Source organism: Ruegeria sp. YTSC199 (assembly GCF_059609725.1).
In genome coordinates, this window is sequence record NZ_JBXWMF010000023.1 from 38,123 (window position 1) to 60,998 (window position 22,876).

The 22,876-nt window shown below is 54.4% G+C and carries 24 protein-coding genes; 9 read left to right on the plus strand and 15 right to left on the minus strand.

Annotation, left to right across the window (positions count from 1 at the left end):
* The first annotated feature begins 25 nt into the window (after positions 1–25).
* From gcvA to AC2FEE_RS19230, 6 genes are all read left to right on the plus strand, one after another.
* Positions 26–952, plus strand: a complete 927-nt coding sequence (gcvA, locus tag AC2FEE_RS19205) for a transcriptional regulator GcvA (RefSeq protein WP_496866940.1) — start codon at positions 26–28, stop codon at positions 950–952.
* A 97-nt stretch (positions 953–1,049) separates the two neighbouring features.
* Positions 1,050–1,733: a DUF1989 domain-containing protein gene (locus AC2FEE_RS19210; RefSeq protein WP_496866941.1), complete on the plus strand. Its 684-nt coding sequence runs from the start codon at positions 1,050–1,052 to the stop codon at positions 1,731–1,733.
* Positions 1,723–3,234, plus strand: coding sequence for an amidohydrolase family protein (locus AC2FEE_RS19215; protein ID WP_496866942.1), 1,512 nt, complete (start codon positions 1,723–1,725; stop codon positions 3,232–3,234). The genes AC2FEE_RS19210 and AC2FEE_RS19215 overlap by 11 nt, the downstream gene beginning before the upstream one ends.
* Before the next feature lie 15 nt (positions 3,235–3,249).
* Positions 3,250–4,137, plus strand: coding sequence for a polysaccharide deacetylase family protein (locus AC2FEE_RS19220; RefSeq protein WP_496866943.1), 888 nt, complete (start codon positions 3,250–3,252; stop codon positions 4,135–4,137).
* The gene (locus AC2FEE_RS19225; RefSeq protein ID WP_496866944.1) at positions 4,134–5,405 is read left to right on the plus strand and encodes an amidase family protein; all 1,272 of its coding nucleotides are present in this window, start codon (positions 4,134–4,136) and stop codon (positions 5,403–5,405) included. The genes AC2FEE_RS19220 and AC2FEE_RS19225 overlap by 4 nt, the downstream gene beginning before the upstream one ends.
* Before the next feature lie 95 nt (positions 5,406–5,500).
* Positions 5,501–6,160 carry an FMN-dependent NADH-azoreductase gene (locus AC2FEE_RS19230; protein WP_496866945.1) on the plus strand — a complete coding sequence of 220 codons (660 nt, stop codon included), beginning with the start codon at positions 5,501–5,503 and terminating at the stop codon, positions 6,158–6,160.
* Positions 6,161–7,565: 1,405 nt separating this feature from the next.
* Here AC2FEE_RS19230 and AC2FEE_RS19235 read toward each other — a convergent pair.
* The gene (locus tag AC2FEE_RS19235) at positions 7,566–8,477 is read right to left on the minus strand and encodes a LysR family transcriptional regulator (RefSeq protein ID WP_496866946.1); all 912 of its coding nucleotides are present in this window, start codon (positions 8,475–8,477) and stop codon (positions 7,566–7,568) included.
* A gap of 130 nt (positions 8,478–8,607) precedes the next feature.
* Here AC2FEE_RS19235 and AC2FEE_RS19240 point away from each other — a divergent pair, with 130 nt between their 5' ends.
* Positions 8,608–8,832, plus strand: a complete 225-nt coding sequence (locus AC2FEE_RS19240) for a DUF1127 domain-containing protein (RefSeq protein WP_496866947.1) — start codon at positions 8,608–8,610, stop codon at positions 8,830–8,832.
* Positions 8,822–9,049 carry a DUF1127 domain-containing protein gene (locus AC2FEE_RS19245; RefSeq protein ID WP_496866948.1) on the plus strand — a complete coding sequence of 76 codons (228 nt, stop codon included), beginning with the start codon at positions 8,822–8,824 and terminating at the stop codon, positions 9,047–9,049. The genes AC2FEE_RS19240 and AC2FEE_RS19245 overlap by 11 nt, the downstream gene beginning before the upstream one ends.
* Positions 9,050–9,353: 304 nt before the next feature.
* Here AC2FEE_RS19245 and AC2FEE_RS19250 read toward each other — a convergent pair whose 3' ends face one another.
* From AC2FEE_RS19250 to eda, 6 genes are all read right to left on the minus strand, one after another.
* Positions 9,354–11,150, minus strand: a complete 1,797-nt coding sequence (locus AC2FEE_RS19250) for an IlvD/Edd family dehydratase (RefSeq protein ID WP_496866949.1) — start codon at positions 11,148–11,150, stop codon at positions 9,354–9,356.
* A gap of 163 nt (positions 11,151–11,313) precedes the next feature.
* Entirely contained in the window at positions 11,314–12,081 is a 768-nt protein-coding gene (locus tag AC2FEE_RS19255) for an HpcH/HpaI aldolase family protein (RefSeq protein WP_496866950.1), read from the minus strand.
* Between the two features lie 49 nt (positions 12,082–12,130).
* Entirely contained in the window at positions 12,131–12,931 is an 801-nt protein-coding gene (locus AC2FEE_RS19260) for an NAD-dependent epimerase/dehydratase family protein (RefSeq protein WP_496866951.1), read from the minus strand.
* Positions 12,932–12,962: 31 nt separating this feature from the next.
* Complete coding sequence (locus AC2FEE_RS19265; RefSeq protein ID WP_496866952.1) at positions 12,963–13,832, minus strand: amidohydrolase family protein; 870 nt, start codon at positions 13,830–13,832, stop codon at positions 12,963–12,965.
* Positions 13,829–14,968 carry a mandelate racemase/muconate lactonizing enzyme family protein gene (locus AC2FEE_RS19270; RefSeq protein WP_496866953.1) on the minus strand — a complete coding sequence of 380 codons (1,140 nt, stop codon included), beginning with the start codon at positions 14,966–14,968 and terminating at the stop codon, positions 13,829–13,831. The genes AC2FEE_RS19265 and AC2FEE_RS19270 overlap by 4 nt, the downstream gene beginning before the upstream one ends.
* Complete coding sequence (eda, locus tag AC2FEE_RS19275) at positions 14,965–15,618, minus strand: bifunctional 4-hydroxy-2-oxoglutarate aldolase/2-dehydro-3-deoxy-phosphogluconate aldolase (protein WP_496866954.1); 654 nt, start codon at positions 15,616–15,618, stop codon at positions 14,965–14,967. The genes AC2FEE_RS19270 and eda overlap by 4 nt, the downstream gene beginning before the upstream one ends.
* A gap of 24 nt (positions 15,619–15,642) precedes the next feature.
* Between eda and AC2FEE_RS19280 the strand changes: the two genes are divergently transcribed.
* Entirely contained in the window at positions 15,643–15,888 is a 246-nt protein-coding gene (locus AC2FEE_RS19280) for a hypothetical protein (protein WP_496866955.1), read from the plus strand.
* Between the two features lie 52 nt (positions 15,889–15,940).
* Here AC2FEE_RS19280 and AC2FEE_RS19285 read toward each other — a convergent pair whose 3' ends face one another.
* The 8 genes from AC2FEE_RS19285 to AC2FEE_RS19320 form a co-directional block, all read right to left on the minus strand.
* Positions 15,941–16,684, minus strand: coding sequence for a ribonuclease activity regulator RraA (locus AC2FEE_RS19285; RefSeq protein ID WP_496866956.1), 744 nt, complete (start codon positions 16,682–16,684; stop codon positions 15,941–15,943).
* 16 nt (positions 16,685–16,700) lie between these two features.
* On the minus strand, positions 16,701–17,624 hold the full coding sequence (locus AC2FEE_RS19290; RefSeq protein ID WP_496866957.1) for a sugar kinase: 924 nt from the start codon (positions 17,622–17,624) through the stop codon (positions 16,701–16,703).
* A gap of 72 nt (positions 17,625–17,696) precedes the next feature.
* Positions 17,697–18,440, minus strand: a complete 744-nt coding sequence (locus AC2FEE_RS19295; protein ID WP_496866958.1) for an SDR family NAD(P)-dependent oxidoreductase — start codon at positions 18,438–18,440, stop codon at positions 17,697–17,699.
* 66 nt (positions 18,441–18,506) lie between these two features.
* Complete coding sequence (locus tag AC2FEE_RS19300; RefSeq protein ID WP_496866959.1) at positions 18,507–19,379, minus strand: NAD(P)-dependent oxidoreductase; 873 nt, start codon at positions 19,377–19,379, stop codon at positions 18,507–18,509.
* 25 nt (positions 19,380–19,404) lie between these two features.
* A complete protein-coding gene (locus tag AC2FEE_RS19305; protein ID WP_496866960.1) occupies positions 19,405–19,824 on the minus strand; it encodes a GlcG/HbpS family heme-binding protein in 420 nt (139 codons plus the stop codon).
* Between the two features lie 19 nt (positions 19,825–19,843).
* Positions 19,844–21,130, minus strand: coding sequence for a TRAP transporter large permease (locus AC2FEE_RS19310; RefSeq protein ID WP_496866961.1), 1,287 nt, complete (start codon positions 21,128–21,130; stop codon positions 19,844–19,846).
* 2 nt (positions 21,131–21,132) lie between these two features.
* The gene (locus AC2FEE_RS19315) at positions 21,133–21,666 is read right to left on the minus strand and encodes a TRAP transporter small permease (RefSeq protein ID WP_496866962.1); all 534 of its coding nucleotides are present in this window, start codon (positions 21,664–21,666) and stop codon (positions 21,133–21,135) included.
* A gap of 76 nt (positions 21,667–21,742) precedes the next feature.
* Positions 21,743–22,717 (minus strand): TRAP transporter substrate-binding protein, encoded by a 975-nt coding sequence (locus AC2FEE_RS19320; RefSeq protein ID WP_496866963.1) that lies wholly within the window; start codon positions 22,715–22,717, stop codon positions 21,743–21,745.
* Positions 22,718–22,876 lie beyond the last annotated feature (159 nt).

Genomic DNA, 22,876 nt, shown 5'->3' on the forward strand with positions numbered 1-22,876 from the left:
CATCAGGAGAGCAAAGCCGCGCGTCATGGCGAAGATACCGTCGTTGAAAAGCATTCAGGCCTTCGAAGCGGCCTGCCGGCATCTGAGTTTCAAGGATGCCGCCGATGAATTGTGCGTCACTCCGACTGCCATTTCCCATCAGATCAAATCGCTGGAGGATCAACTTGGGGTGCCCCTGTTTCACCGGCTGACCCGCGCCTTGAAACTGACGGAGGATGGGGCCAACTACGCGCCCCACATCATTGAGGCCTTCAAGAACATCGAAGCCGCCTCTCTCGCGCTGGAGGAAGACGACCTTGCGGGCACATTGACAATCTCAACAACCGGGTCTTTTGCCGCCAATTGGCTTAGCCCGCGGCTGCGAGGCTTTTACGAGAAATACCCGGAGATCTCGGTAAGGGTTTTGTCTAGCGATCAACTGGTGGATTTCAAATCAAGCGATGTGGATGTGGCCATTCGGTATGGCTATGGCGATTATCCTGACAGCAATGTGGCTTGGGTCTTGAATGACTGGGTGGCCCCTGTCTGCAGCGTTGAAAAGGCGAAGTCACTGAGCTCCCCCGAAGATCTTCTGAAGTCTCGTTTGATCGAATACCAATGGAGCGGGTTTTCTGATGCGGATCCGAGTTGGGAGCGCTGGATGGACGCGGCTGGCTTGCAGACTGCTGATGTCGAGCCCTATGTCACCTATTCCGAGGAACACATCTGCTTGCTAACGGCAAGCGATGGTCATGGTGTGGCCCTGGTCAGCCTTTTGGCCGCCGCGCGTTTTCTGGAACGTAATATGCTGGTCGCCCCCTTTGACACGGCATTGAAGAACAAGAGCTATTTTCTCGTCTGCCCGGAAACTTACGCCAATCGTGCACGCGTTCGTGTGTTCCGGGAATGGCTATTGGACCAAGCAGATGAGTTTCGCGACAGCGCCGTCGGTCAAAGGTTTTTTGAAGAATAGCGCGTCCGCAACGATCTAATCCGTCGCTTGAAATTTTGTCATTTCTAAATTGCCGAGAAGCATGCGTTTCTGAACCCCTAATCAGGAGTTCTTGCGCATGCAAAGTTTTGACCCTTCCCAACCCGATGGTTTCAATCAAACTCTGGACAGCACGGTCTCTGCCGAAGGCGTCCCGGTCATTGCAGAACGGTATACAGTACCAGCACGTTGCGGTGTCGCGGTGCGTTTGACAGCCGGGCAGACTTTGACCATCACCAATCCGACCGGCTGGCAAGTCTGCGATTTCTGGGCGTTCAATGCGGCAGAGCTGCATGAATATTTGTCTATGCCGCATGTGCATACGGATCTTCTGTCTGTTTTCCCAAAGGTCGGTGACAGGTTGGTCAGCAATCTGCGCAATCCTCTTCTGACGCTGACCCAAGACACATCGCCGGGTGTTCATGACACAACGATCGCCGCTTGCGATGCCAACCGGTACACGCAATTGGGCGTCACTGATTACCACGACAATTGCGCCGACAACTTGAGGCAGGCCTTGCTTGCTATCGGGAAAAAAGCACCGCATGTGCCAGCGCCCTTCAATCTGTGGATGAACGTCCCAGTTCACCCTGATGGCAGCCTTTCCTGGGCTGCGCCAGTGTCAAAGCCGGGGGATAGCATGACCTTCAAAGCTGAGATGCCAGTTTACGCCGTGATGTCGGCCTGCCCGCAAGATATCACTCCGGTCAACGGGGACGAAGGCAAGCCGAGCGCGCTGGAATTTGTTGTTCATGACCGATGATGGCGGCAAAATATTTTCTGCCCGCTGGATCATCGAAGATGCCTTTCACAGTTACAACGACTTCGCGCTTTTTGTTCTAGACGGCAGAATAAGTGGCTTGGCGCCTCTGGCCGTATTAAGGTCACGTTATCCCAGCGCAAGGGTGCACTCGGACACAAACACGGCGATCCTGCCCGGGTTTGTGAATGCGCATCACCATTGCTATGGGGTGAACCTGATCAACCAAGGGATACGGGATGACCTGTTAGAGCCTTGGATTTTCGCCTCCACTGGCGCAGCCGACGTTGCGCCGCGCCTCGCCACCGAATACGCGGCAATGCGCTTGCTGAAGAATGGGGTAACGGCTGTTGTGGATGCCTGCACTGCGGGTCAGACAGCGGCCCATGCCGAAGCGAAGATAAGGAACAAAATCGCCGTATATAATGGGCTTGGCCTGTCCTGTGCCATCGCGCCGGGCGAGAGATGGCACAACCAGCTTGTGCATCCATATGGGCAAAGCCAGTCGTTTCTGACCACCTTGCCCGAGGTTCTGCGATGCAAACTGCAACGCCAGCACGTTGCGCGCGCACGTATTGAACCGCGAAGCTTAGTTCGGCTTCTGTCCCGGATGCATGGCGAATTCGCGGCTTCTGAATGCGCTGATGTGTGGTTTGGCCCCACGGCACCGCATTGGACGGGCCGAGAGACCCTGCGCGACATCGCCAGGGAGGTTCGCGAAAGCGGCCAGCGCATTCACACCCATGCCGAGGAGTCTCGGCTGCAGCACCTGTCGGCTACAGCCTGGAGTTTTCAGGGTGCCATCGCAGAATTGGGCAAATCTGGCCTGCTCACCGACGGCTTGTCTTTGGCGCATATGGTCTGGGCGGATGAAAAAGATCTGGCGCGAGTGGCCGAGGCGCGCGCGCATATCGTGTGCAATCCCAGCTCCAATTTGCGGCTGCGGTCCGGCATTGCACCCGCGCCATTGATGAAGCGGATGGGCATCAACCTCGCACTGGGGATGGACGGGACCAGCCTGGCCGGTGATGACGATATGTTCGCCGAAATGCGTTTGGCGCAAAGCCTTTATTGGTCAAGTGATCGGGCGAACCCTAGCCTGACCGCGAAGGATGCTTTCGACATGGCCACTTTGGGTGGCGCGCGTTTGATGGGTATGGATCACAGCATCGGAAGCCTGTCCGTCGGCAAACGCGCCGACTTTGTGATCCTGCGCCTGGACCGTCTTGAAGGGCCCTGGTTGGACCCCGGCATTGATCCGGTTGAGCTGTTGGTCAGCTCGGCAAAATCCACGGATATCCATAGCGTCTTCACCGGCGGACAACTGGCCGTTTCGCACGGCGAAGCCAAAAAGTGCGACGAAAAGAAAATTCTTCAAAACATCACCGACGGCATGCAGCGCGCCGCGGATCAAAGGCTGAGCGCCAGTGAATATGCCGCCGTCAAATCCGCATTGCAGCGCTGGTATGACGATTGGCTGACGAACAACGCCCCGCAATTGTGACAGAGGATCAAGACCATGCAGAAGAAAATAACCTGGCCAAACGGCGCGCGATGCGCCTGTGCGATCACCTTTGATATCGATGCGGACAGCCTTATCCATATCGCAAAGCCGGTCGACGGGCATGATCGCCTCTATCCGATCTCCATGGGGCGCTACGGGCCGACGGTTGCCATCCCTCGGATTCTGGAAACCTACAAACGTCTCGGGCTGAAACAGTCCTTCTTCGCCCCCGGATGGGTCGTGGAGCATTATCCAGATGCTATGCAAGCCATCCTGAAAGATGGTCATGAAATCGGCCATCATGGCTATTTGCACGAAGACCCGACAAACCACAGCGCGTCTGAACAAGCCTATTGGTTTGAACGCGCGCTGGAGTCGCAAAAGCGGGTTCTGGGCAATGTGCCAAAAGGCTATCGCGCACCGGTTTACAATGTGACGCAAGCCGTCATCGACCTGCTGAACAAGCATGAATTCGACTATGACAGTTCGCTGATGGCGGATGATGTGCCATATCTCATGCGATCCGGCGGGCGGACTTTGGTCGAACTTCCATCGCATTGGGGGACCGACGACTGGCCGCAATTCGCCCATTTTGAGGAGATTGGCTACATGATGCCCGTCGCCGGGCCACGCGCCGGGCTGACCCCATTCTGGGAGGAATTCGAAGCCCAATACGAAGAAGGTGGCTTCTGGATTGGCATCTGGCATCCCTTCCTGACCGGGCGTTTGGCGCGGTGGCGGCAGGTGGAGGACTGGATGGAAACTATTTTGAAAAGGGGTGACGTCTGGTTCGCCACTCTCGGAGAGATCGCGCAGCACGTGCGCACGCAATATGAGGCAAACCGGCAAAGCGTACGGGTTGAAGAACTGCCCTATTATAAGGCTCCGGTCCTGACGACATGAATATCCTTCAACGGGCGCGCGACTTCCTGGCTTCGCTCGACGCGCAGCGCGAGGTATTCCTTGGCGTTGCGCCAGATAGACTGTTGCAGGATGCCCGATCCGCCGCCGCGCGGCAGGCCGCAGGGAGGCTGCTTGGCCCGTTGGACGGCCAGTTTCTTGCGGTGAAGGCCAATATCGACGTGCAAGCGCTCCGAAGCCATGCGGGATCTTTGGCCATCAATCCTCCACCTGCAGACAATGACGCCCCGATCGTGGCCAGGCTCCGTTCTGCGGGCGCGATCATTCTGGGCCATGTGAACATGTCGGAGTTCGCCTTCTCCGGGCTCGGAGTTAATCCGCATTTCGGCACCCCTCTGAATGCGTTGGATAGCACAATGGTGCCTGGAGGGTCCTCGAGCGGATCGGCGTCAGCCGTTGCCTTGGGCTTGGCCGACATCGCCTTGGGGACAGATACCTCCGGCTCCGTGCGCATTCCGGCCGCCTGTCAGGGCCTGGTGGGGTTTCGCCCAACTATGGACCGCTATGAAAGCGCCGGGATTTTACCTCTGGCGCCTTCTCTGGATACGCCAGGCTCACTCGCTTTATACGTCAGTCAAATTTGCGCTGTGGATCGCGTTTTGTCGGATTGCAAAGAAACCGGGCACGCCTGCCGTCAATTTCTGTGCCTGAGGGAAGATGCCCTGGTGGGATTTGCCCCGGGAATCAAGACAATGTACGAACAGGTCCTGCAGCATTTGTCCGATCATGGCATCGAATTGGAAAGGGGTGATATCCGAAGTTTCACTCGTGTCACGGAGATCTTCCAAACCTATGGAACGCTGGTGAGTGCCGAAGCCTTTCGTCTTCTACCAAATCTGGTCGGAGACCAGCAGGCCAGACTGGACCCAAATGTGCAGGATCGCCTTGCTCAGGCGGCTTCAATCCTTGGCACAGATCTGCAGGCATTGCTGGAAATCCGGCGGGCCCTAATCCCGGACTTTGGTAGGGAATTGGCAGGGAAGATGCTGCTTTACCCGACATTGCCGTCGTACCCGCCGTCTGTTCAGGCCGTGACCCGCGATAAAGGGGTCTTTGCACGGGAAAACGCCCATATCCTGTCGGTATCGATGAAAGCCGCTTTCCTCAATGCGCCAACAATTTCCATTCCATTTGGAGAACGGAAACCGGGGAACAGCCTATCCTTGAGCGGCGGCGCAAACAGGGACGCGGATGTACTTGCGACGGCGTCTCATCTGGAGAAGATTTTTTCAGCGATTAGAGATGGGTGAGGTCAGTTCACTCTATTCAGAATTCTCTTCATTTGTACCTGCGCGTCTCTGGCTTCACCTTTGAATGGTTCATTGCAAACTGACTAGGTGACAAGATGACCACAATCCTGAGAATTGACGCCAGCGTGCGCCGCACCGACAGCCCTGTTGCGGCCTATAACTCCATTTCCCGCGCTTTGGCGGACAGTTTCGTGGAAGAATGGAAAGCGGTTGATCCGGACGTCGAAATTATTGTGCGTGACGTCGGAATGACCCCGCCGGATTTCATTTCCAACGATTGGATCGCGTCCGTCTTTACAGCAGAAGAGGAACGCACGCCTGAACAGAGTGCTTTGGTCAGCTTGTCTGATACGCTGATTGACGAGCTCGACCGCTCCGACATCCTTCTGATTTCGACGCCCATGTACAACTACGGCATGCCCGCAGCCCTGAAGGCTTGGTTTGATCAGATCATCCGGATCAACAAGACATTTACGTTTGATTTGGCGCGCGGCGACTTCCCTCTGGAACCGATCATGTCCGGCAAAACATTGGTGCTGCTGACATCGGCTGGCGAATTCGGCTTTGATGAGGGTGGAATTCGCAATGACTCGGGTCACCTTTCTGCGCATATCAGCACATTGCGCAAGTACCTGGGCGCAGAACGCATGTTCGAAGCTGCGGCCGAGTATCAGGAATTCGCCGATGAGCGTCACAAAGCTTCGGTCGCCTCAGCTCAGGCCCAGGCACGTCACATTGCGCGTGAGCTTGCCTAACCGTTAGCCAGTTTATGGAAAGTAGAACCTGATGAAATGAACAGGTTCTACATTTCCAACTGATCACAGCTCAAGGTGTGTGAGGCAGGTGATTGTGTCCTGCGCCCTTACTTGAGTGGTTCAAGTCGCTAAAGATACGAAACGGCAGCGAATGTAGTTGTAAACCTTCATTTCGGATTGGCAGGCAGTTTAAAACCAATTTCTTGACTCAACATACCCGTATTCGAACTCCAGGCTCGAAAGCGGACTTTGCTATGCTGCGTTTTAACGGCAGATTTTGTCCGCGCAGCGGCCATTGATGCGTTGTACCGCGAACGACTGCTGAAAGTCCGTCTCTTTCCAGTCCCATTGATTTTGAGTCCCCAATCCAATGTCCGGTCCGGCTGCGTTTTCGGTGTCAAAACCGAACCCAGCCTACAATCGACGAACCAGCCGATGGAGGGTGCCATGTAGTTCTGAAACTGCATGAAAGACCAAAGATATGGCCCACTACAAACGCAAACGTCCCCGTATCGTGCCTGGAAACGGATACTCACGCCTGGGTCTGAGCCGTCGTCTTGGAAAATAGCCGGATGATGTCCGGTGGCTCGGCAATTGGCCGCGCTGTCACGACATCGTTTTTCGCACGCGAACGACAAGACGCAAGTCCAGAGAGTTTGCCTTCGACATCCTAAAAGGCGCTGATCCTGACGACATAGTCTGGCCGGATGGGCGTAAACCCCACCACTACTATTGGTGAGGATGAGCGGCGGAGCATCAGCTTAGCTCCACCGCCTGCTTTTCCTAGTTCAAACAGTCGTCGAGACAGTCGGTTTGGATTGACGTTTTACCCCCCGCCATCGTCAGTTCCCGAACCACATCTCGTGTCTCTTTCGGGCACGCACGAATAAATCCGGCTTCACAGGGGGTGCGGGCCGCACCACCATTGTCGAATAGTATTGCCTCACCCCTATCCGCGTTCGCCACGTGGCAGATTAGCAGGAACAGGCACCCTCGGCGTCTGATCTGCAAATCAGCCCTGATTTTTCCATAAGGAAGTCAGGATCAATGAAATCGGTCTGGGTGCTGGACGAAGGGGGTGAGGCGAAAATGGCAAGGTTCTGTCGCTGGTGGCAGAACTATGTGTCGCCTTATACAGGTTATGTGGAACATCACTGATCTTTGACTCTATCGGCAGCCAAAACCTCAATAAATCGGTCAATCACGTCATTCAATTCTGACCCAGCAATAACGGTAGCCATCGACGGACGATGCCGATAAGAACAATGAAAGCAATGATTATCTAACGCTACGCTTTCAAACCAGTGCCAATTTTTTCGATTGATATGCCCGGAATAGTGTTTCCAAGTTTTTCAGGCGCTTGATGCAAACTACTCTGGAAACTACCGATTGCTTCCAACGGCTATTATTGAGTCACTTGGTCGTCTTCGACGTTGCGAAACCGTCGCACCAGATAATCTACGAAGGCTCGAGTTTTCGGCGCCAAATTGCGCCTTTCGGCAAACATTACGACAATATCCGTACTGGGTGGTGCGTATTCCGGCATGACATGGACGAGTTCCCCGGATTTGAACTTCCGGTTTGCCATGTAGCTAGGTAGTCGCGCGATACCTATGCCAGCCAGTGCTGCTCGAAAAACGACATCAGTGCTGTTCCCTTCAAAACTTCCCGTTGCTTCAAATTTATGGCCTGCCTTCGGTTCGATGTTGTCCCAACCGTTCCGTCGGCTTCCTCCTGTAATCCTGAGGCAATTGTGTCGGGCCAATTCGGTAAAATTAGAAGGTGTTCCAGATCGTTCAAGGTATTTAGGTGAAGCACATAGCACTCTGCGACTCTGCATAATGCGCCTGACGACTGTATCTGGGTTCTTGCGTTGTTCAGCAAAGCAGATCGCAGCGTCGAACCCTTCACTCCGAAGATCAATCTCTCGGTCGGTTAAGTCCAAGGACACATTAACTTCAGGATTCTCTTCCATGAATTTAGGCAGAACAGGGATCAGCTGTGACTTACCAAAGGCAACCGTAGATGCGACTCTGAGCACTCCGCGGGGGATACCATCAAAGTTATGGATCATCGCCTCGGCCTCTTTGAATTTGTCAGCCATCGCTTTGCACTTTTCGTAGAACGCTTGGCCTTCCAGTGTTGGGGAGATACCCGTTCTGGTACGATTCAGAAGGCGGTAGTGAACCTGATCTTCAAGCAATCCGATCTGCTTGCTCACAGCCGATGGGGTTTGCCCCATTGATCGCGCAGCCGCAGATATGCTTCCTTGCTCGACCACTGTCGCAAAAATTAACATTTGCGCAGAAATATCCATGTCATGACCCTTGCTGTTCCAATCTGGCATGGGGCCTATGCCAAATTGCCAAATTGCGAGCGCTACCGAACACGCGTATCTCTGCATTGCAGCATAAATACTGCATTGCAGCAACGGACGAGGTAATATCATGGCAATTACTCGATCAAACAGCGGGCTGGATGTCGTTTTCGAAGCTGGCCGCACGTTCTTTCATCAAAAGCTGGATGAGATGCGAAAGGCACAGGCCAAGCGCAGGGTTTATCGCGCAACGTATTATGAGCTCTCGGTGCTATCTGACCGCGACTTAACAGATCTGGGTATTCCGCGCAGTAGCATCAAAAGACTTGCTATGGAGGCTGCGTATGGCTGCTAACACCGAAACGGCTGGTACAGATCGTGGTCACGCCATCGCCCTATCAATCAGCCTCTTGGTGTGGATCGGAGCCACGGCAAATGCTGCCTTGAAGGCGCTTCAAATGGCCCGGATGCTCTCCACACTTTCGAATATGAACGACTATCAGCTCGCTCAGATCGGAATTTCGCGATCCGATATCCCGGAATATGCCGCGAAATTGATGGCTGACGAATAGAGAAGTAGACCCTCAGGATAAAAGATTGCACGAAATTTGCTGGTCCTCGCTCCTCCCAGAGTAAGCCAGCAAAAGCGGCGGCGAAAAAGCCAACAGGGAGCGCCAACGCAAAGGGCCAGCATTTTCACCTCCTCCCGAAAATGCTGGCCCAAACCAACCTGCCAAGCAGGAGCCGCGAAAAATGAGAGGTAGGAGAGACATCATAATGGTCGTGATTATCGTCACCACCGAGATGAAGATGTGAAACCGGAATGTGTAAGTGTCGCCGCAAACGATCCCGCTGCGTGTCCACAATTTGTTGAATTCAGTGGTTGTCTCGAGGCAGTGATTTGCGCGCGATGTCGCGATAGGCGTCAGCATTGCGTAGGTTCATACCCTTGTCAAAAGGTTGCACCAGATCACGGAAATACTGTTGCCAAGGAGATTGGCTTTCGGGCACGGGATATCCACCGTTTTGGATTAACTGGTCTTTGCGCCGTTCAAGTTCCGCGTCGGAAATCAGAATGTTGACTGTGCAGGTGTTAAGATCAACGCGGATCCGATCCCCTGTCTGCAGAACTGCTAGGCCACCATTGTCGGCGGCCTCGGGTGCAGCGTTCAGGATTGAGGGCGAGCCAGAAGTGCCAGATTGGCGACCATCACCTATGCAGGGTAATTCCTGAACGCCTTGCTTCAAGAGATAGGATGGCGCACGCATATTCACGACTTCTGCACCGCCGGGATACCCTTTGGGGCCGGTTCCTCGCATTACGAGAATACAACTGGTGTCGATATCCTGAGATGGGTCATCAATGCGCTTGTGAAAATCTTCGGGTCCATCAAAGACAACAGCGCGACCCTCAAACGCGTTGGGATCATCGGGATTGGAAAGATAGGCTTTTGCAAATTCTGACCCGATGACACTGGTTTTCATCAACGCGCTGTCAAATAGATTGCCCTTTAGGTTGATGAACCCTGCCTTGTCTTTCAGAGGGGCATCAACGGATTTAATGACGTTGGAATTTGTGCTGCGCCGGCGCGTGCAGTTGTTGGCTATGCTGTGCCCGTTGACAGTTTTGGCCTCTTCATGAGGTAGGCGACCAGCTGCAATCAGCTCTGCGATCACGGCAGGAACACCGCCGGCGCGGTGGTAATCTTCGCCGAGATATTCGCCTGCGGGCTGTAGATTGACCAAAAGTGGTACATTGTGCCCCAAAGCCTGCCAGTCATCATTGTTGAGCGGCACACCCAGATGGCGCGCAATCGCATTTAGGTGAATAGGCGCGTTGGTGGATCCACCGATGGCGGAGTTAACCACAATAGCATTCTCAAAAGCCGCGCGCGTCATGATGTCAGACGGGCGCAGATCCTCCCACACCATTTCAATGATGCGTTGTCCGGTCTCATAGCTGATCTGACCGCGTTCGCGGTACGGGGCCGGAATGGCCGCCGCGCCTGGTAGCTGCATGCCGAGTGCTTCGGCCAAGCTGTTCATGGTGGTGGCGGTTCCCATGGTGTTGCAGTAACCCACCGAAGGAGCAGAGGCTGCGGCAACTTCCATGAATTCATCAGCGGAGATTTCTCCGGCAGCAAGACGTTCACGGGCTTTCCAAATAACAGTGCCAGACCCTGCACGCTTCCCCTCGTGCCAACCATTCAGCATAGGCCCAACAGAAAGAGCGATGGCAGGTATGTTGACTGTAGAAGCTGCCATCAAAAGCGCAGGTGTGGTCTTGTCGCAGCCAATCATCAACACCACGCCATCTATCGGGTAGCCATAAAGCGATTCAACCAAACTGAGATACGCCAGATTGCGGTCGAGCATGGCGGTGGGGCGTTTCCCGGTTTCCTGAATCGGATGAACCGGCAATTCGATGGCCGTACCACCCGCTGCGATTATGCCGTCGCGCACCCTTTTGGCAAGTTCCAGGTGGTGGCGGTTACAGGGACTTAGATCGCTGCCCGTCTGTGCAATTGCGACGATAGGTTTACCGGATTGCAGTTCTTCGCGCGTGAGCCCGTAGTTGAGATAACGCTCCAAATAGAGCGCAGTCATTTCCGGATCATCCGGATTTGCGAACCAATGGCGCGATCTGAGGTTTTCGGGCTTCATACGTGACATACGTGCCTCCTAAGTCTTGGTCTTGTGCCGACTGGAACTTTCGACCCGTGATCATACCAAACAGCGCGAAAAACGAATTCTCGTATTAAAACAGCTTGCCATCCGAAGCTTGTCTGGCTTGACGTATTGAAAACGCGCCTCCCAAAAATCCACCACCAAAAAATTACGGCAGGCCATCGCGCACCTGGGCCAATCCGTCTTTTGAGGCAGCTGCCATCAAGCGGGCATCCGATGCGATTGTGACAAACTGGAATCCCATTTCAATGCGTTTCAAGGCGTATTGCGGTGTCCCGTTATGGCAACCTGCGAATTTCCCATATTCTTTTGCCTTGGCGGCTATCATTTCAATGGCCTCGGCCACAGGAGGTTCGACGTCATCGAATGCCGGTCGACAACCCAGTGCCAGGGAAAGATCGGAAGGTCCAATGTAAACGGCGTCAAGACCCGGAACCGACAGTATGTCTTCAAGGTTATCTAGACCTTGCAGCGTCTCGATCATTGCGAAGACGACGATCGTGTCATTGGCATGCTCTGGGTAGTCTGAACCACCGTACAAGAGGCCCCGGATCGGCCCAAAGCTCCTTGTTCCATTGGGAGGGTAGTGTGTCCAGGCCACAAGGTTCTTAGCATCTTCGCGGCTATTAATCATTGGACAAATAACACCGTAAGCCCCGGCATCTAGCACTTTCATCAATATACCGGGCTCGAGCCACGGCACGCGCGTTACTGGGACGGTATCGGTTGTCGAAATCGCAGTGAACATCTCGACCGCCTTCTGGTAGTCGATTACGCCATGTTGGATATCAACAGTAAGTGTGTCCCATCCTTGATGCGCCATGGTTTCGGCTGAGAAACCGCTTGGGATCGACAACCATCCGTTGACTACAGGCCGCCCAGCGGCCCAATGCTCTCTAATTTTGTTTTGTCGCATCGGTTTACCTTTTCAGAGTATCCACACATATGGCCTGATCGTAGTGGTTCTATTCCTCTAGAATGCCCTGACCACAAAAATCCCCGCCCTGATAAACTACGGATACGTCGTCGATTGCAGGTTGGATGCATTCGGCATCGATACGGGCGCGAAACGCCTCAGAGTTGTCTTTTGGCTTCCATCCCAGAAAGCCTGCCTCTCGATTGTCCCACCAGGATGCGTCGTTGTTCGAGGCACCGTAGATAATCGGACATCCCAAACGCGGAATAGTGAAAACACTCTCGATAAGTGACTTCAGATCATCGTAACTCAACCACGTTGCAAGCATGCGATGGTTCTTTGGTTCCGGAAACGATGAACCAATGCGGACAATTGCTGACTCTATATTGAATTTCTCGAAGTAAAGCCGTGCGAGAGCTTCTCCGAAGACTTTTGACACGCCATAAAGACTATCGGGCCTTACTTGTGCATTGGCATCAAGCCGCGTTGTCTGTTCATGAAAGCCAATCGCGTGATTTGAACTGGCAAAAAATATCCTCGGCGTTACCGACGATTTTCGGGCCGCTTCATAGAGATTGAATACACCGTCGATATTGGATTGTTTTATAGTTTCCCAGGGTGCTTCGATCGATTGCCCCCCCATGTGAACAATCCCATCGCACCCTTCAACCATGGCCTCAACCGCATCTTTGTCGCCCAAGTCACAATACACAATTTCTTCATTTTCACCGGCAGGGCCCACATCTTCCCGCGCGCCAAGGCGAATGGTTGTGGCGAGGCCCTGCAAGCGAGATCGACAAACCGACCCGAGGTTTCCATCAGCACCCGTTATCAAAAGTTTGTTTAGCACTTTGTATATCTCACTTTTTAGCAGGCATCGTTTACTTCGCTACAGATTGGAAGCCGTAGAGTTTTTCGGCGTTTTCTACGAGAGCGAGGTGACGCGCGCGATCGTCTGGAAGCCAGTTTAAAACAGTATGGAGCAACGCAGCGTCGTTAGGGTAGTCAGTGGTTCTTGTCGCTGTATTGTGAGGAAAGTTTGTCCCCCATACAATGCGCTCGGGGGCATGGGTTGCCATGATCTTCGAAACCTCGGCTACGTCTGAATAATCAGGTCCACCTTCAAAGGATGACTCATAGCAACCGGCAAACTTGAACCAGCATCTGCCGCCGTCGACAAGGCGTTTGAGCATTGCTACTTCATCGCCATCTGGCGCGGCGCCCCTCAAAAATTTGCCATGGTGGTCAAGCACCCATTTGGATCGCAGTTTTGAGAGCCTATCAACATAGTCCGAAATGTCTGAGCCATCGAACTGAATAGCAATCATCCAACCCGCGGCAAATGCACGGGCGTCAACCTCTTCAAGCTGACTGAACCCAACCGCTCCCCTTGGCAGATTCACGATACGCGTCCCAACGACCCCTCCATCCTTGAGGGTTTCCAGTTCTGCATCAGAGGTTTCACCGTCTATGGCGGCGACCCCGCGTGCCTCCCCCCTGGTTTCTTTGAGCGCTGCCAGCAAATTCGCATTGTTTGTCTGATGTGCATTTCCTTGCGTGATGACAAACCTGTCGATGCCAAGCCAGCCCATGACTTGTCGGTACTCTGATAACCCAGGCTGGCCCTCTGGCAGGCCAGGACCTCCTGGCAGTGCTGGAAACCCGGAAAGATAGACGTGAAGGTGTGTATCAATGGCGCCTGCAGGCAGCTTGATCTCAGGGGCACGGCCAGAGAAGCTGCGTTCGATCATTCGGGTTCTCCCATGGCGAACTCTGCCAATGCATCACGATTGATCTCAATACCCAGACCCGGTTTGTTCGGAATTGCGATCACACCGTTTTCATGTTCGATCGGGTGGGTGATTATCGCCTGCCTGAATGGGTTATGCGTCCGATCAAACTCGAAAATCGGTTCGATTGGATCGCGCCGTGGTGGGTCTGGTAGCAGGGCCGAAACAAACTGAAGGCTCGCAGCGATTTGCACTGCTGTTCCCCAAACATGCGGAACAACACGTACGCCGTGAAGAGCCGCCATATCAACGATCCGGCGCATCTCCGAAAAACCGCCAGTGCCACACAAGTCTGGCTGGGCGATATCGATACATCCTGTTTCCAGGGGCTCGCGGAATGCGAACCTGCCATGCCAAGTCTCGCCACCAGCAACCGGAATAGGTTGACCGGCGCGTACGCGACGGTACGCGTCAAGTTGTTCCGGAATGACTGGTTCCTCGAACCAATCGATATCGAACTCTGCCGCACGGTTGCCCAGAGTGATCGCTTCTTGGGTCGAGTACCCGTGATTTGCGTCGATCATCAGACGAGTATGCGTTCCGATCGCTTCACGCACCGCCTTGATGACTGCAAGATCTTCTTCCACCCCAAAGCCAATCTTGATTTTGACTGCGTGGAACCCTGCAGCGACATGGGCTGCGCATTCCTCGGCATTGTCCGAAATACGATCGCAGCCGTCGCGCCGAAATGACCCGGTCGCATATGCCTTTACTGTGTCCCGAACACGTCCCCCGAGAAGCACCGAAACCGGAACGCCAAAGTGGTGACCCTTGATATCCCACAAAGCGACATCAATTCCTGAAAGTGCGGTCATTGCGAGACCGCGCTGCCCTTGGTCTCGTAGGAGATTATACAGGCCTTGCCAGAGAACTTCCGTATCCAGCGGATTGCGGCCAATCAAATAGGGCGTATAGGCCTTTACGATCGCAGCGTTTGGCTGAGCTGGCCCCAAGCATTCTCCCCAACCCGTTGTTCCGTCGTCGCAGATAATCTCGACCAAAACATGTTGGCGCCGCGTGAAACGAGTTGCTGCGCTCTCGAAGGCGGTATCAAGCTTGTAGTCAAGAAGATGTACATGAACCTTGGAAATCTTCATTTACACACCTCCAACTGGGCCGCTTCCCGAGCCAGAGTTTCGATACCCGCCCAATCGCCCACGGCGATAAGATCTTTGGGCGCCACCCAACTGCCTCCAGCACAAATCACGTTCTGCTGCGCCAAATATGAGCCTGCATTTGCCGCGCTGACCCCTCCCGTAGGACAGAAGGAAACCTGCGGCAAAGGTCCGCCAATAGCCTTGAGTGCCGATACCCCGCCCGAGGCCTCGGCTGGAAAGAACTTGAGCATATCATAGCCGCGCGCCAAAAGACGCATCGCCTCAGACGCAGTCGCGGCCCCGGGCAGGAGCGGCAATCCTTCGGCTTCACAAGCCGCAAGAAGTTCATCGGTTGCACCCGGAGAGACACCGAAGGTAGCGCCCGCCGCTTTGGCAGCCCGAACATCTTCGGGGGTTATCAGTGTGCCAGCCCCCACATGTCCACCCGGGACGCCACTCATGATCCGAATGACCTCGAGAGCGGCAGGGGTGCGCAACGTGACCTCCAGCGAGGGCAATCCGCCTGCGATAAGCGCCTCGGCCAATGGCCGGGCTGTTGTGACATCATCAACCACCAAAACCGGCACAATTGGAGCGAGTGCACAGATTTCTCGGGCCCGTAAACTCGCTGCCGTTGGAGAAATAGTCATCTGGACAGAATATCCTTTTGGTGGGTGCATCGTGTAACCGATCCGACTGTGAAGCAGACCGAGTTGCACAGCGCGTTTTCTAAGCCAGACGAGACAGCTAAAAATTTGGAGGCGGTCGCCGGGTTGTCAAGCAAGCCGGATTCCATAACTCTAAAGTCTCCCAAAGCTGTCATGCGCGGCGGTTTGATTTTTCTGTCGATCCGTTTCTGCCCCAGTTTTCTGCTGTTCTTTGAACCCAAGGCGATGGTCCTCTTAATGAGTGAGCCCTGAAGGGAAATGAGTTCGTCCCCGTATTGGACAATACATGGCAGCGGTTCAGACATCAGTCAGAGAGCCGTGCGCGCCAGACCTCAAATCGTTCAAGAACGTCTGGGTCGGTTGCAGGATAGAGTCCGATTACGGAGGTGTTTTTGCGCACCTCTTCCAGAACGAAGCGTTCGAACAACTCCATTGGGCCTGCCTCGATCGCAATGTCATCGGCGAGGTGACGTGGGATAATCATGACACCATCGCTGTCACCGAGAACGATGTCGCCGGGATAGACCGCTACGCCGCCACACCCGATTGGCAAACCTATATCGACCGCATGATGTTTCGTCAGGTTGGTTGGGGCAGACGGTTTGGCAGCAAAGACTGGCATCTCAAGTGCTGCGGCACCGTCGGCGTCGCGAATGCCACCGTCCGTGACAACGCCCGCTGCTCCGCGCATTTCCAGTCGCGTCAAAAGGATCGAACCTGCCGAGGCCGCCGTGGCGTCCTGCCGGCAATCCATGACCAATACCGCGCGTTCAGGACAAGTTTCCACGGCCACGCGCTGCGGGTGATCTGGCTCAAGAAACGCCTCGATCGGGTCGGTGTCAGGCCGAGCAGGAATGTAGCGCAGTGTAAAAGCCGGGCCCACAAGGGAGGGCTTGCCCTTGCCCAATGGGGCAACGCCTTGAACATAGGCGTTTTGATAACCGCGTTTGTAAAGCAGCGTGGCCACGGTTGCCGTGCTGACCTTTGACAGGCGATCAAGCGTATCCGGATACAGTTTGATCGTTTCGGCAGGCTGAGGGTTCGGCATGGGCTGGATCCTTCTGCTAAGGCTGCGGGCAACTGTCGAGCAGGCTTTGGTTGATGGGAACAAGTGCACCTTTGCCTTGCACGACATGCCCTGCCAGTTTGCAGGCCAGCGCTATGCTGTCAGGTAAGGGTGTATCTGTTGCCAACCCGGCCAGGATGCCAGCGTTGAAACTGTCGCCGGCAGCAGTCGTATCCACAACCGAGGCCAGAGGCGGAACATGGACAGAGCCCTCTGCGCCGCGGGTACGATAAAGGACCGTTTCTGCGCCATTCTTGACAACGATCGTTTCCGCACCCGCCCTTGCATAGCGCTGCAAAGTGGCCGCGGGGTTCATATCGCTGAACCAACGTGCCTCGTCCTCGAAAGATGGCAGGGCGATATCGCAAACGGCGGCCGCCTGCATGATATTCTCGGTCATCTCAGACGGGCTGTCCCAAAGATGCGGGCGCAGATTGGGGTCGAAGGCAATCCGTTTTCCGGCGCGCCGCGCTGACCGAGAAACGTCGAGCAAGGCGGTGCGCCCTTCTGGGTTCAAGATTGCCAGAGTAATGCCGGAGAAATAGATTAGATCTGATTGCTTCATGGCGTGGGCAAGTGCTTGCTTATCTTGGGCCAACAGGCGTGCAGCCGACTGGCCGCGCCAATAGGTAAAACTACGTTCCCCGTTGTCCAACGTGATAAGATACAACCCCACTGAACGGTTTGGCACGATCCTCACGTGCTGGGTGTTGACCCCACTTTCGCGCATGACACTCAGCATCCGTGATGAGATGGCGTCATCTCCGACGGCTGTATAATAGGACAAGAGCGTTTCGGGTGTGAGTTGGGCCAGATACCAAGCCGTATTGAACGTGTCTCCGGCAAACCCCATTTGATACGTGCTTGGCGCGTCAGTTGGGGCCATTTCGGCCATGCATTCACCTATCGCGAGAATACGCATATTCCGGTTTCCAGTACTTCGAGGTTTAACAAACGGTAGCGTTCGACAATTAGGTGACCTGTTCTGCCGTGGTCACGAGAACAGCATCCCACCATTGATATCGACATTGGTTCCGGTCAGATAAGCCGCGTCCTCGCTTGCTAGAAACGCCACGAGGTTCGCAACATCCTGAGACCGGCCTTGCCGCTTGAGCGGCGCAGCTGCTTCTAACCCGCGACGGCCTGCGTCGGGCGTGTGGATGTTATGGAAATCCGTGTCGATCATACCCGGGCAGATTGCATTGACACGAATGTCAGGGCCCAGTTCCTTTGCGAGACTGCGGGTAAATGTCATCACAGCACCTTTTGATGTTGCGTAAGCCGACGCACCCGGGCCGCCGCCGTCGCGACCCGCCTGACTGGCGATGTTTACAATCGCCCCGGATTTCATATGCAGCAGCGCCGCTTTGACCATAAGAAAAGTGCTGGTCAGGTTGAGATCCATGACTGCCTGCCAATGCTCAAGCGACATTTCCGCGATTTTCTTACGCGCAATTAAACCCCCGGCATTGTTTACCAGAATGTCCAGACTGCCATAAGTTTCGACCGTTTGGGCAACAAGCGCGTCAACGTCTTCGGGCTTGTTCAAGTCGCCCTGAACTGCAAACGCCTTGCCGCCGTTCGTTACGATCTCAGCTACAGTTTCCTCCGCCCCTGCACTGCTGGCGAAGTAATTTACTGCCACATTTGCGCCTTCGGAGGCGAGCTTGACAGCACAAGCGCGCCCGATATCGCGGCCGCCACCAGTGACAATTGCGGATTTTCCCTGAAGTTTCATGATCGTTCTTTCCCGTCCAAATAGTGCTTCGAAGTTTTCTGCCTTGGGTTGTTGCTGTGCCCAGCGTTAGAGCTTGACAAAATAGTCGAAAATCTCCGGCACGTTGCCATCCCCAATGCCTGCGTCGACCGCAGCCTGTAAGTTGTGTGCAGTGCCTTCGGCAATCTCGGCCCGCGTGCCCATGTCAGCGGCCATCTTCAGAAAATACCCAAGATCCTTGTTGGCATTGTTGATTGAGAACCCAAGATCACTGACGCCATCCACCGCGTAATTCTTGCAAAAGCCCATGAATGGCGAATTGGACGGACCAGCTGACATGATATCGAATAGTTGTTGCTTGTTGATCCCCGCGCGATCAGCCACGGCAAACGCCTGGCTCATTGTGCAAGCAGTGGTCATGCCCATGAAATTGTTGATGAGCTTGGTCACGTGGCCAGCACCCAGCTCGCCGAGGTGAAACACATTTTCACCCAGTACATCCAGGACAGGTTTCACCTTCTCAAAGGTGTCCATATCTCCTGCCGCCATGATGTTCAGCAAACCATCCTTGGCGTGCATGGGCGTGCGTCCGAGCGGTGCGTCAACCATGCCGGCACCTTTGGAGGCCAAATCAGCGCCAATTTTGCGAGTGGACGCTGGTATGGAAGTACCAAAGTCAATGACCACAGCATCTTCTTTGATGCCTGCCAGGATGCCGTCATCGCCATAGATCAGGCTTTCGACAACTTCCGATGTCGTTACGCAAAGCATCACGATATCGCTGCTCGCAGCAAGTTCTCGTGGCGTCGTAACCTCCACAGCGCCGCGGTTGACTTTGGCGGCCACTGCTTCCCTGTTGCGACCCATGACAACCAGATCGAAACTGTTGTTTTGCAGGCATTCTGCCATGTTGCCGCCCATGAGACCGAGGCCGATGAAACCGATGACGGGTTTTTTCATATCTGACTCCTTAAACTCTTTCCAATTAGACTTCGCAGAGCGCTGTGACCCCTGCCTTCGCGACTTCGAGGTCCTGGGCTGGTGAGCCCGAGCTCACTCCGATCCCGCCGACCACCTGTCCGTCAACCGTCACAGGGAGGCCACCTGCAACGGTCACCATTCGTCCGCCCAGCGTTGAGGATATTCCGTGTGCGGCCATACCCGGCTGATTGGCTTCTCCAAGAGCGTCCGTACCTTTTTGGATGCCGGTTGCAGTGAAGCTCTTGTCGATGGCTAGGTTGATGCTGGTGATCTTGCCGCCGTCCATCCGCTCAAACGCGATGAGGTTGCCGCCTTCGTCTGTGACGGCAATACACATTGGCACGCCGATTTCCTGCGCTTTGGTTCGCGCTCCCGCGATCAACTTGCCCGCGTCATCGATGTCCAGGCGCTTTATTGTCAGCATCGCCACATTCTCCTTTGATTTACGGGCCAATGATCAGGTTCGGCAGCGTCAGTGAAATTGCCGGTACGAAAGTGATCAGCATGAGCGCTGCAAAAATGGCGAGGTAGAAAGGCCAAATCGTTTTGACCGCTTTCTCCATCGGTAGTTTCCCAACCGCACATCCCACAAAGAGGCAGGTTCCTACCGGTGGCGTGCAAAGACCAAGACCGAGGTTCACCAAAAGGATCATACCGAACTGCAGCGGGTCGATCCCCAGCATGTTCATCACCGGCAGGAAGATCGGCGTGCAGATAAGGATCAGCGCGGCCATGTCCATGATCATCCCCAAAAGCAACAGGACGGCGTTGATCATCAACAAGATCAGGATCGGGTTTTCTGTGATACCCAATAGAAATTCGACTGTTTTTGTCGGCACCCGGTTGAACGTCAGCATATAGGCAAAAGCACCGGCACAGGCGATCAGGATCATCACCATCGAAGTTGTGCGTACCGAAGAGATAACGGCGATTTTAAAGTTTTCCCAAGACAGGCTGCGATAGACAACAAGCGTCACCACAAAGGCATACATTGCCCCGAACGCGCCGGATTCAGTCACCGTAAAGACGCCTGACAAGACCCCTCCAACAATGATCACGGCTGTCAATAAACCCGGAATCGAACCCACAAAAGCAATGGCAAGTGCGGTCCAACCTGGAAACTGCTCGGCCTGATAGCCGCGCTTGACGGCTACGACATAGGCTGCAATTGCAAGGCAGCAACACATCAGGACACCGGGCACAACGCCAGCCAGGAACAGTTTTGAGATTGAAACTGCACCGCCTGTTGCAAGGGCAAAGATGATCATGTTGTGGCTGGGCGGAATGATGATACCGGCAATTGATGACGTCACCGTGACGTTCACCGCATAGTCGGCATCATAACCTTTGTCTTTCATCACCGGGATCAGGATCGACCCAAGCGCCGAGATATCAGCAATTGCCGATCCGGAAATGCCACCAAACAACATGGACGAGAAGACATTGACGATGCCAAGCCCGCCGCGCACAGCGCCTACGGCGGCCTGGGCGAACCGAACCAACCGGATCGCGATACCACCGTGAAACATCAGCTCGCCCGCAAAGATGAAGAACGGGATCGCCATTAGGGAAAAGACGTTGATTCCCGATACGATACGCTGGAATCCAACGAACATCGGCAATCCTTCAAACCAAAAGGAAGCCAATGCAGCGATACCAAGGGCGTATGCCACTGGCGCGCCGATGATGACACAAAGGGCAAAAACCCCCAACAGAATCATGAGTCCCATGACTATCCCTGATCTATGTTGTCTTGGCGTTCGTCTCGGCCCAGAAACAGGCGGATCAGATGACCAGTGGAAAAAAGGAACACCAACGCACCGCTGATTGTCAGTGGCAAGGAGCGCAAGCCTTCTGACCATTGGATGAGCGGGATCAGGGTGTTCCATTTGAATATGGTTAGCTCGATCCCGTACCAAAACATCATGCCACCGAAACCTGCCATCAGGACATCAGTGAGCACGACGAAAACCGTTCGCACTGAGGGTGGGACTATATTGCGGAACACGACAACAGAGAGGTGCGTGTGATTGTGCACACCCGCAGCCGCACCGAGAAACGCGATGACCATGACCAAAAGCAGTGAAACCTGCTCAACCCAAGTGGGCGTGTTGTTCAGAACGTAGCGCCCGAACACCAGCCAGGCAAAGATCGCTGTCATAACGACAATGGCGACGCCAGACAGCAACATGCAAACTCGCGCGAGCAGATCAAGAATCCTGTCCATGTTGCGCATGGCGACAGGTGGGGTATCGGGCTCTTGCATTGGATTTCCTCTGAGATAAAACGCCCGACATCCAATTGGTGGAGCCGGGCGCTCAAAGTTGAGCAGTTAAGACAACTTATTCAGTGGCTTGCGCCATTTCTACCAACGCTTTCATGTCAGGATTTGCAGCCAAGTAATCTGCATAAACCGTATCCATTGCGGACTGGAATGGGGCTTTGTCAGCGATTTCATTGACTGTGATGCCAGCCGCTTCAACATCCTTACGCGCTTGCTCAGAGCCAATTGCCCAAAGCTCACGCTGGACCAATGCGGCTTCTTCTGCTGCACCGCGCACAGCCGCCTGTAACTCAGGAGACAGCGCATTGAATTTGGCCGTGTTCACGCAGATGCACTCGGGGATAATCAGGTGCTCGGACAAAGAATAATTTGTGGTCACTTCATAGTGACCGACATTCTTGAACGACGGGAAGTTGTTTTCCGCACCATCAACAACGCCGGTTTTCAGCGCTTGCTGAACTTCGGAGAATGCCATTGGAGACGGGTTCCCACCCATAGCTGAAATCATCGATGTATAAAGATCGTTGTTCATCACACGGATTTTCAGACCTTCGACATCTGCGGGCGTGTTGATCGGCTTTTGGCTGTAGAAAGAACGCGCACCGGCATCAAACCATGCCAGTGGCAGAACGCCTGCTTCACCCATCGCAGCTGAAACAACCTCGCCGGCGTCGCCGTCTAGCACGCGGAACATGTGCGGCACATCTTTGAAGATGAAAGGAAGCGATACAAGATTAGCTTCTTTCACCATTGGGCCAATGGGACCGAGGTTGAAGTTACCGACCTCGATTGCGCCGATACGAACCTGTTCAAGGGCATCCGGTTGGGAACCAAGAACACCACCGTGGAACACATCGACGGTAACCTCGCCGTCTGTAGCAGCGTCAACCAGTTCGGCAAACTTGTCCATCGCAGCCGTGTTGGGATGACCGTCGTTGTGGATGTTCCAGGCGCGCCAGTTTTCGGCTGAAGCTGACGTTGCAATGAATGCCACAGCGGTCGCAGCCGCGAAGAACGATTTCGTGAAAGTCATGGGTTCTCCTCCCCGATTAATTTTGGACAGGATTTGGCTTTCATGGAATTTCAGAGACCGTAAGCAACATAGCTTTCGATTTCCCCCAAGAACCAGAATCGCTGCTGTCACTATAAGGACACTAGTATCCAAGTTATGTCAACTGTAGGCATCTAGTAT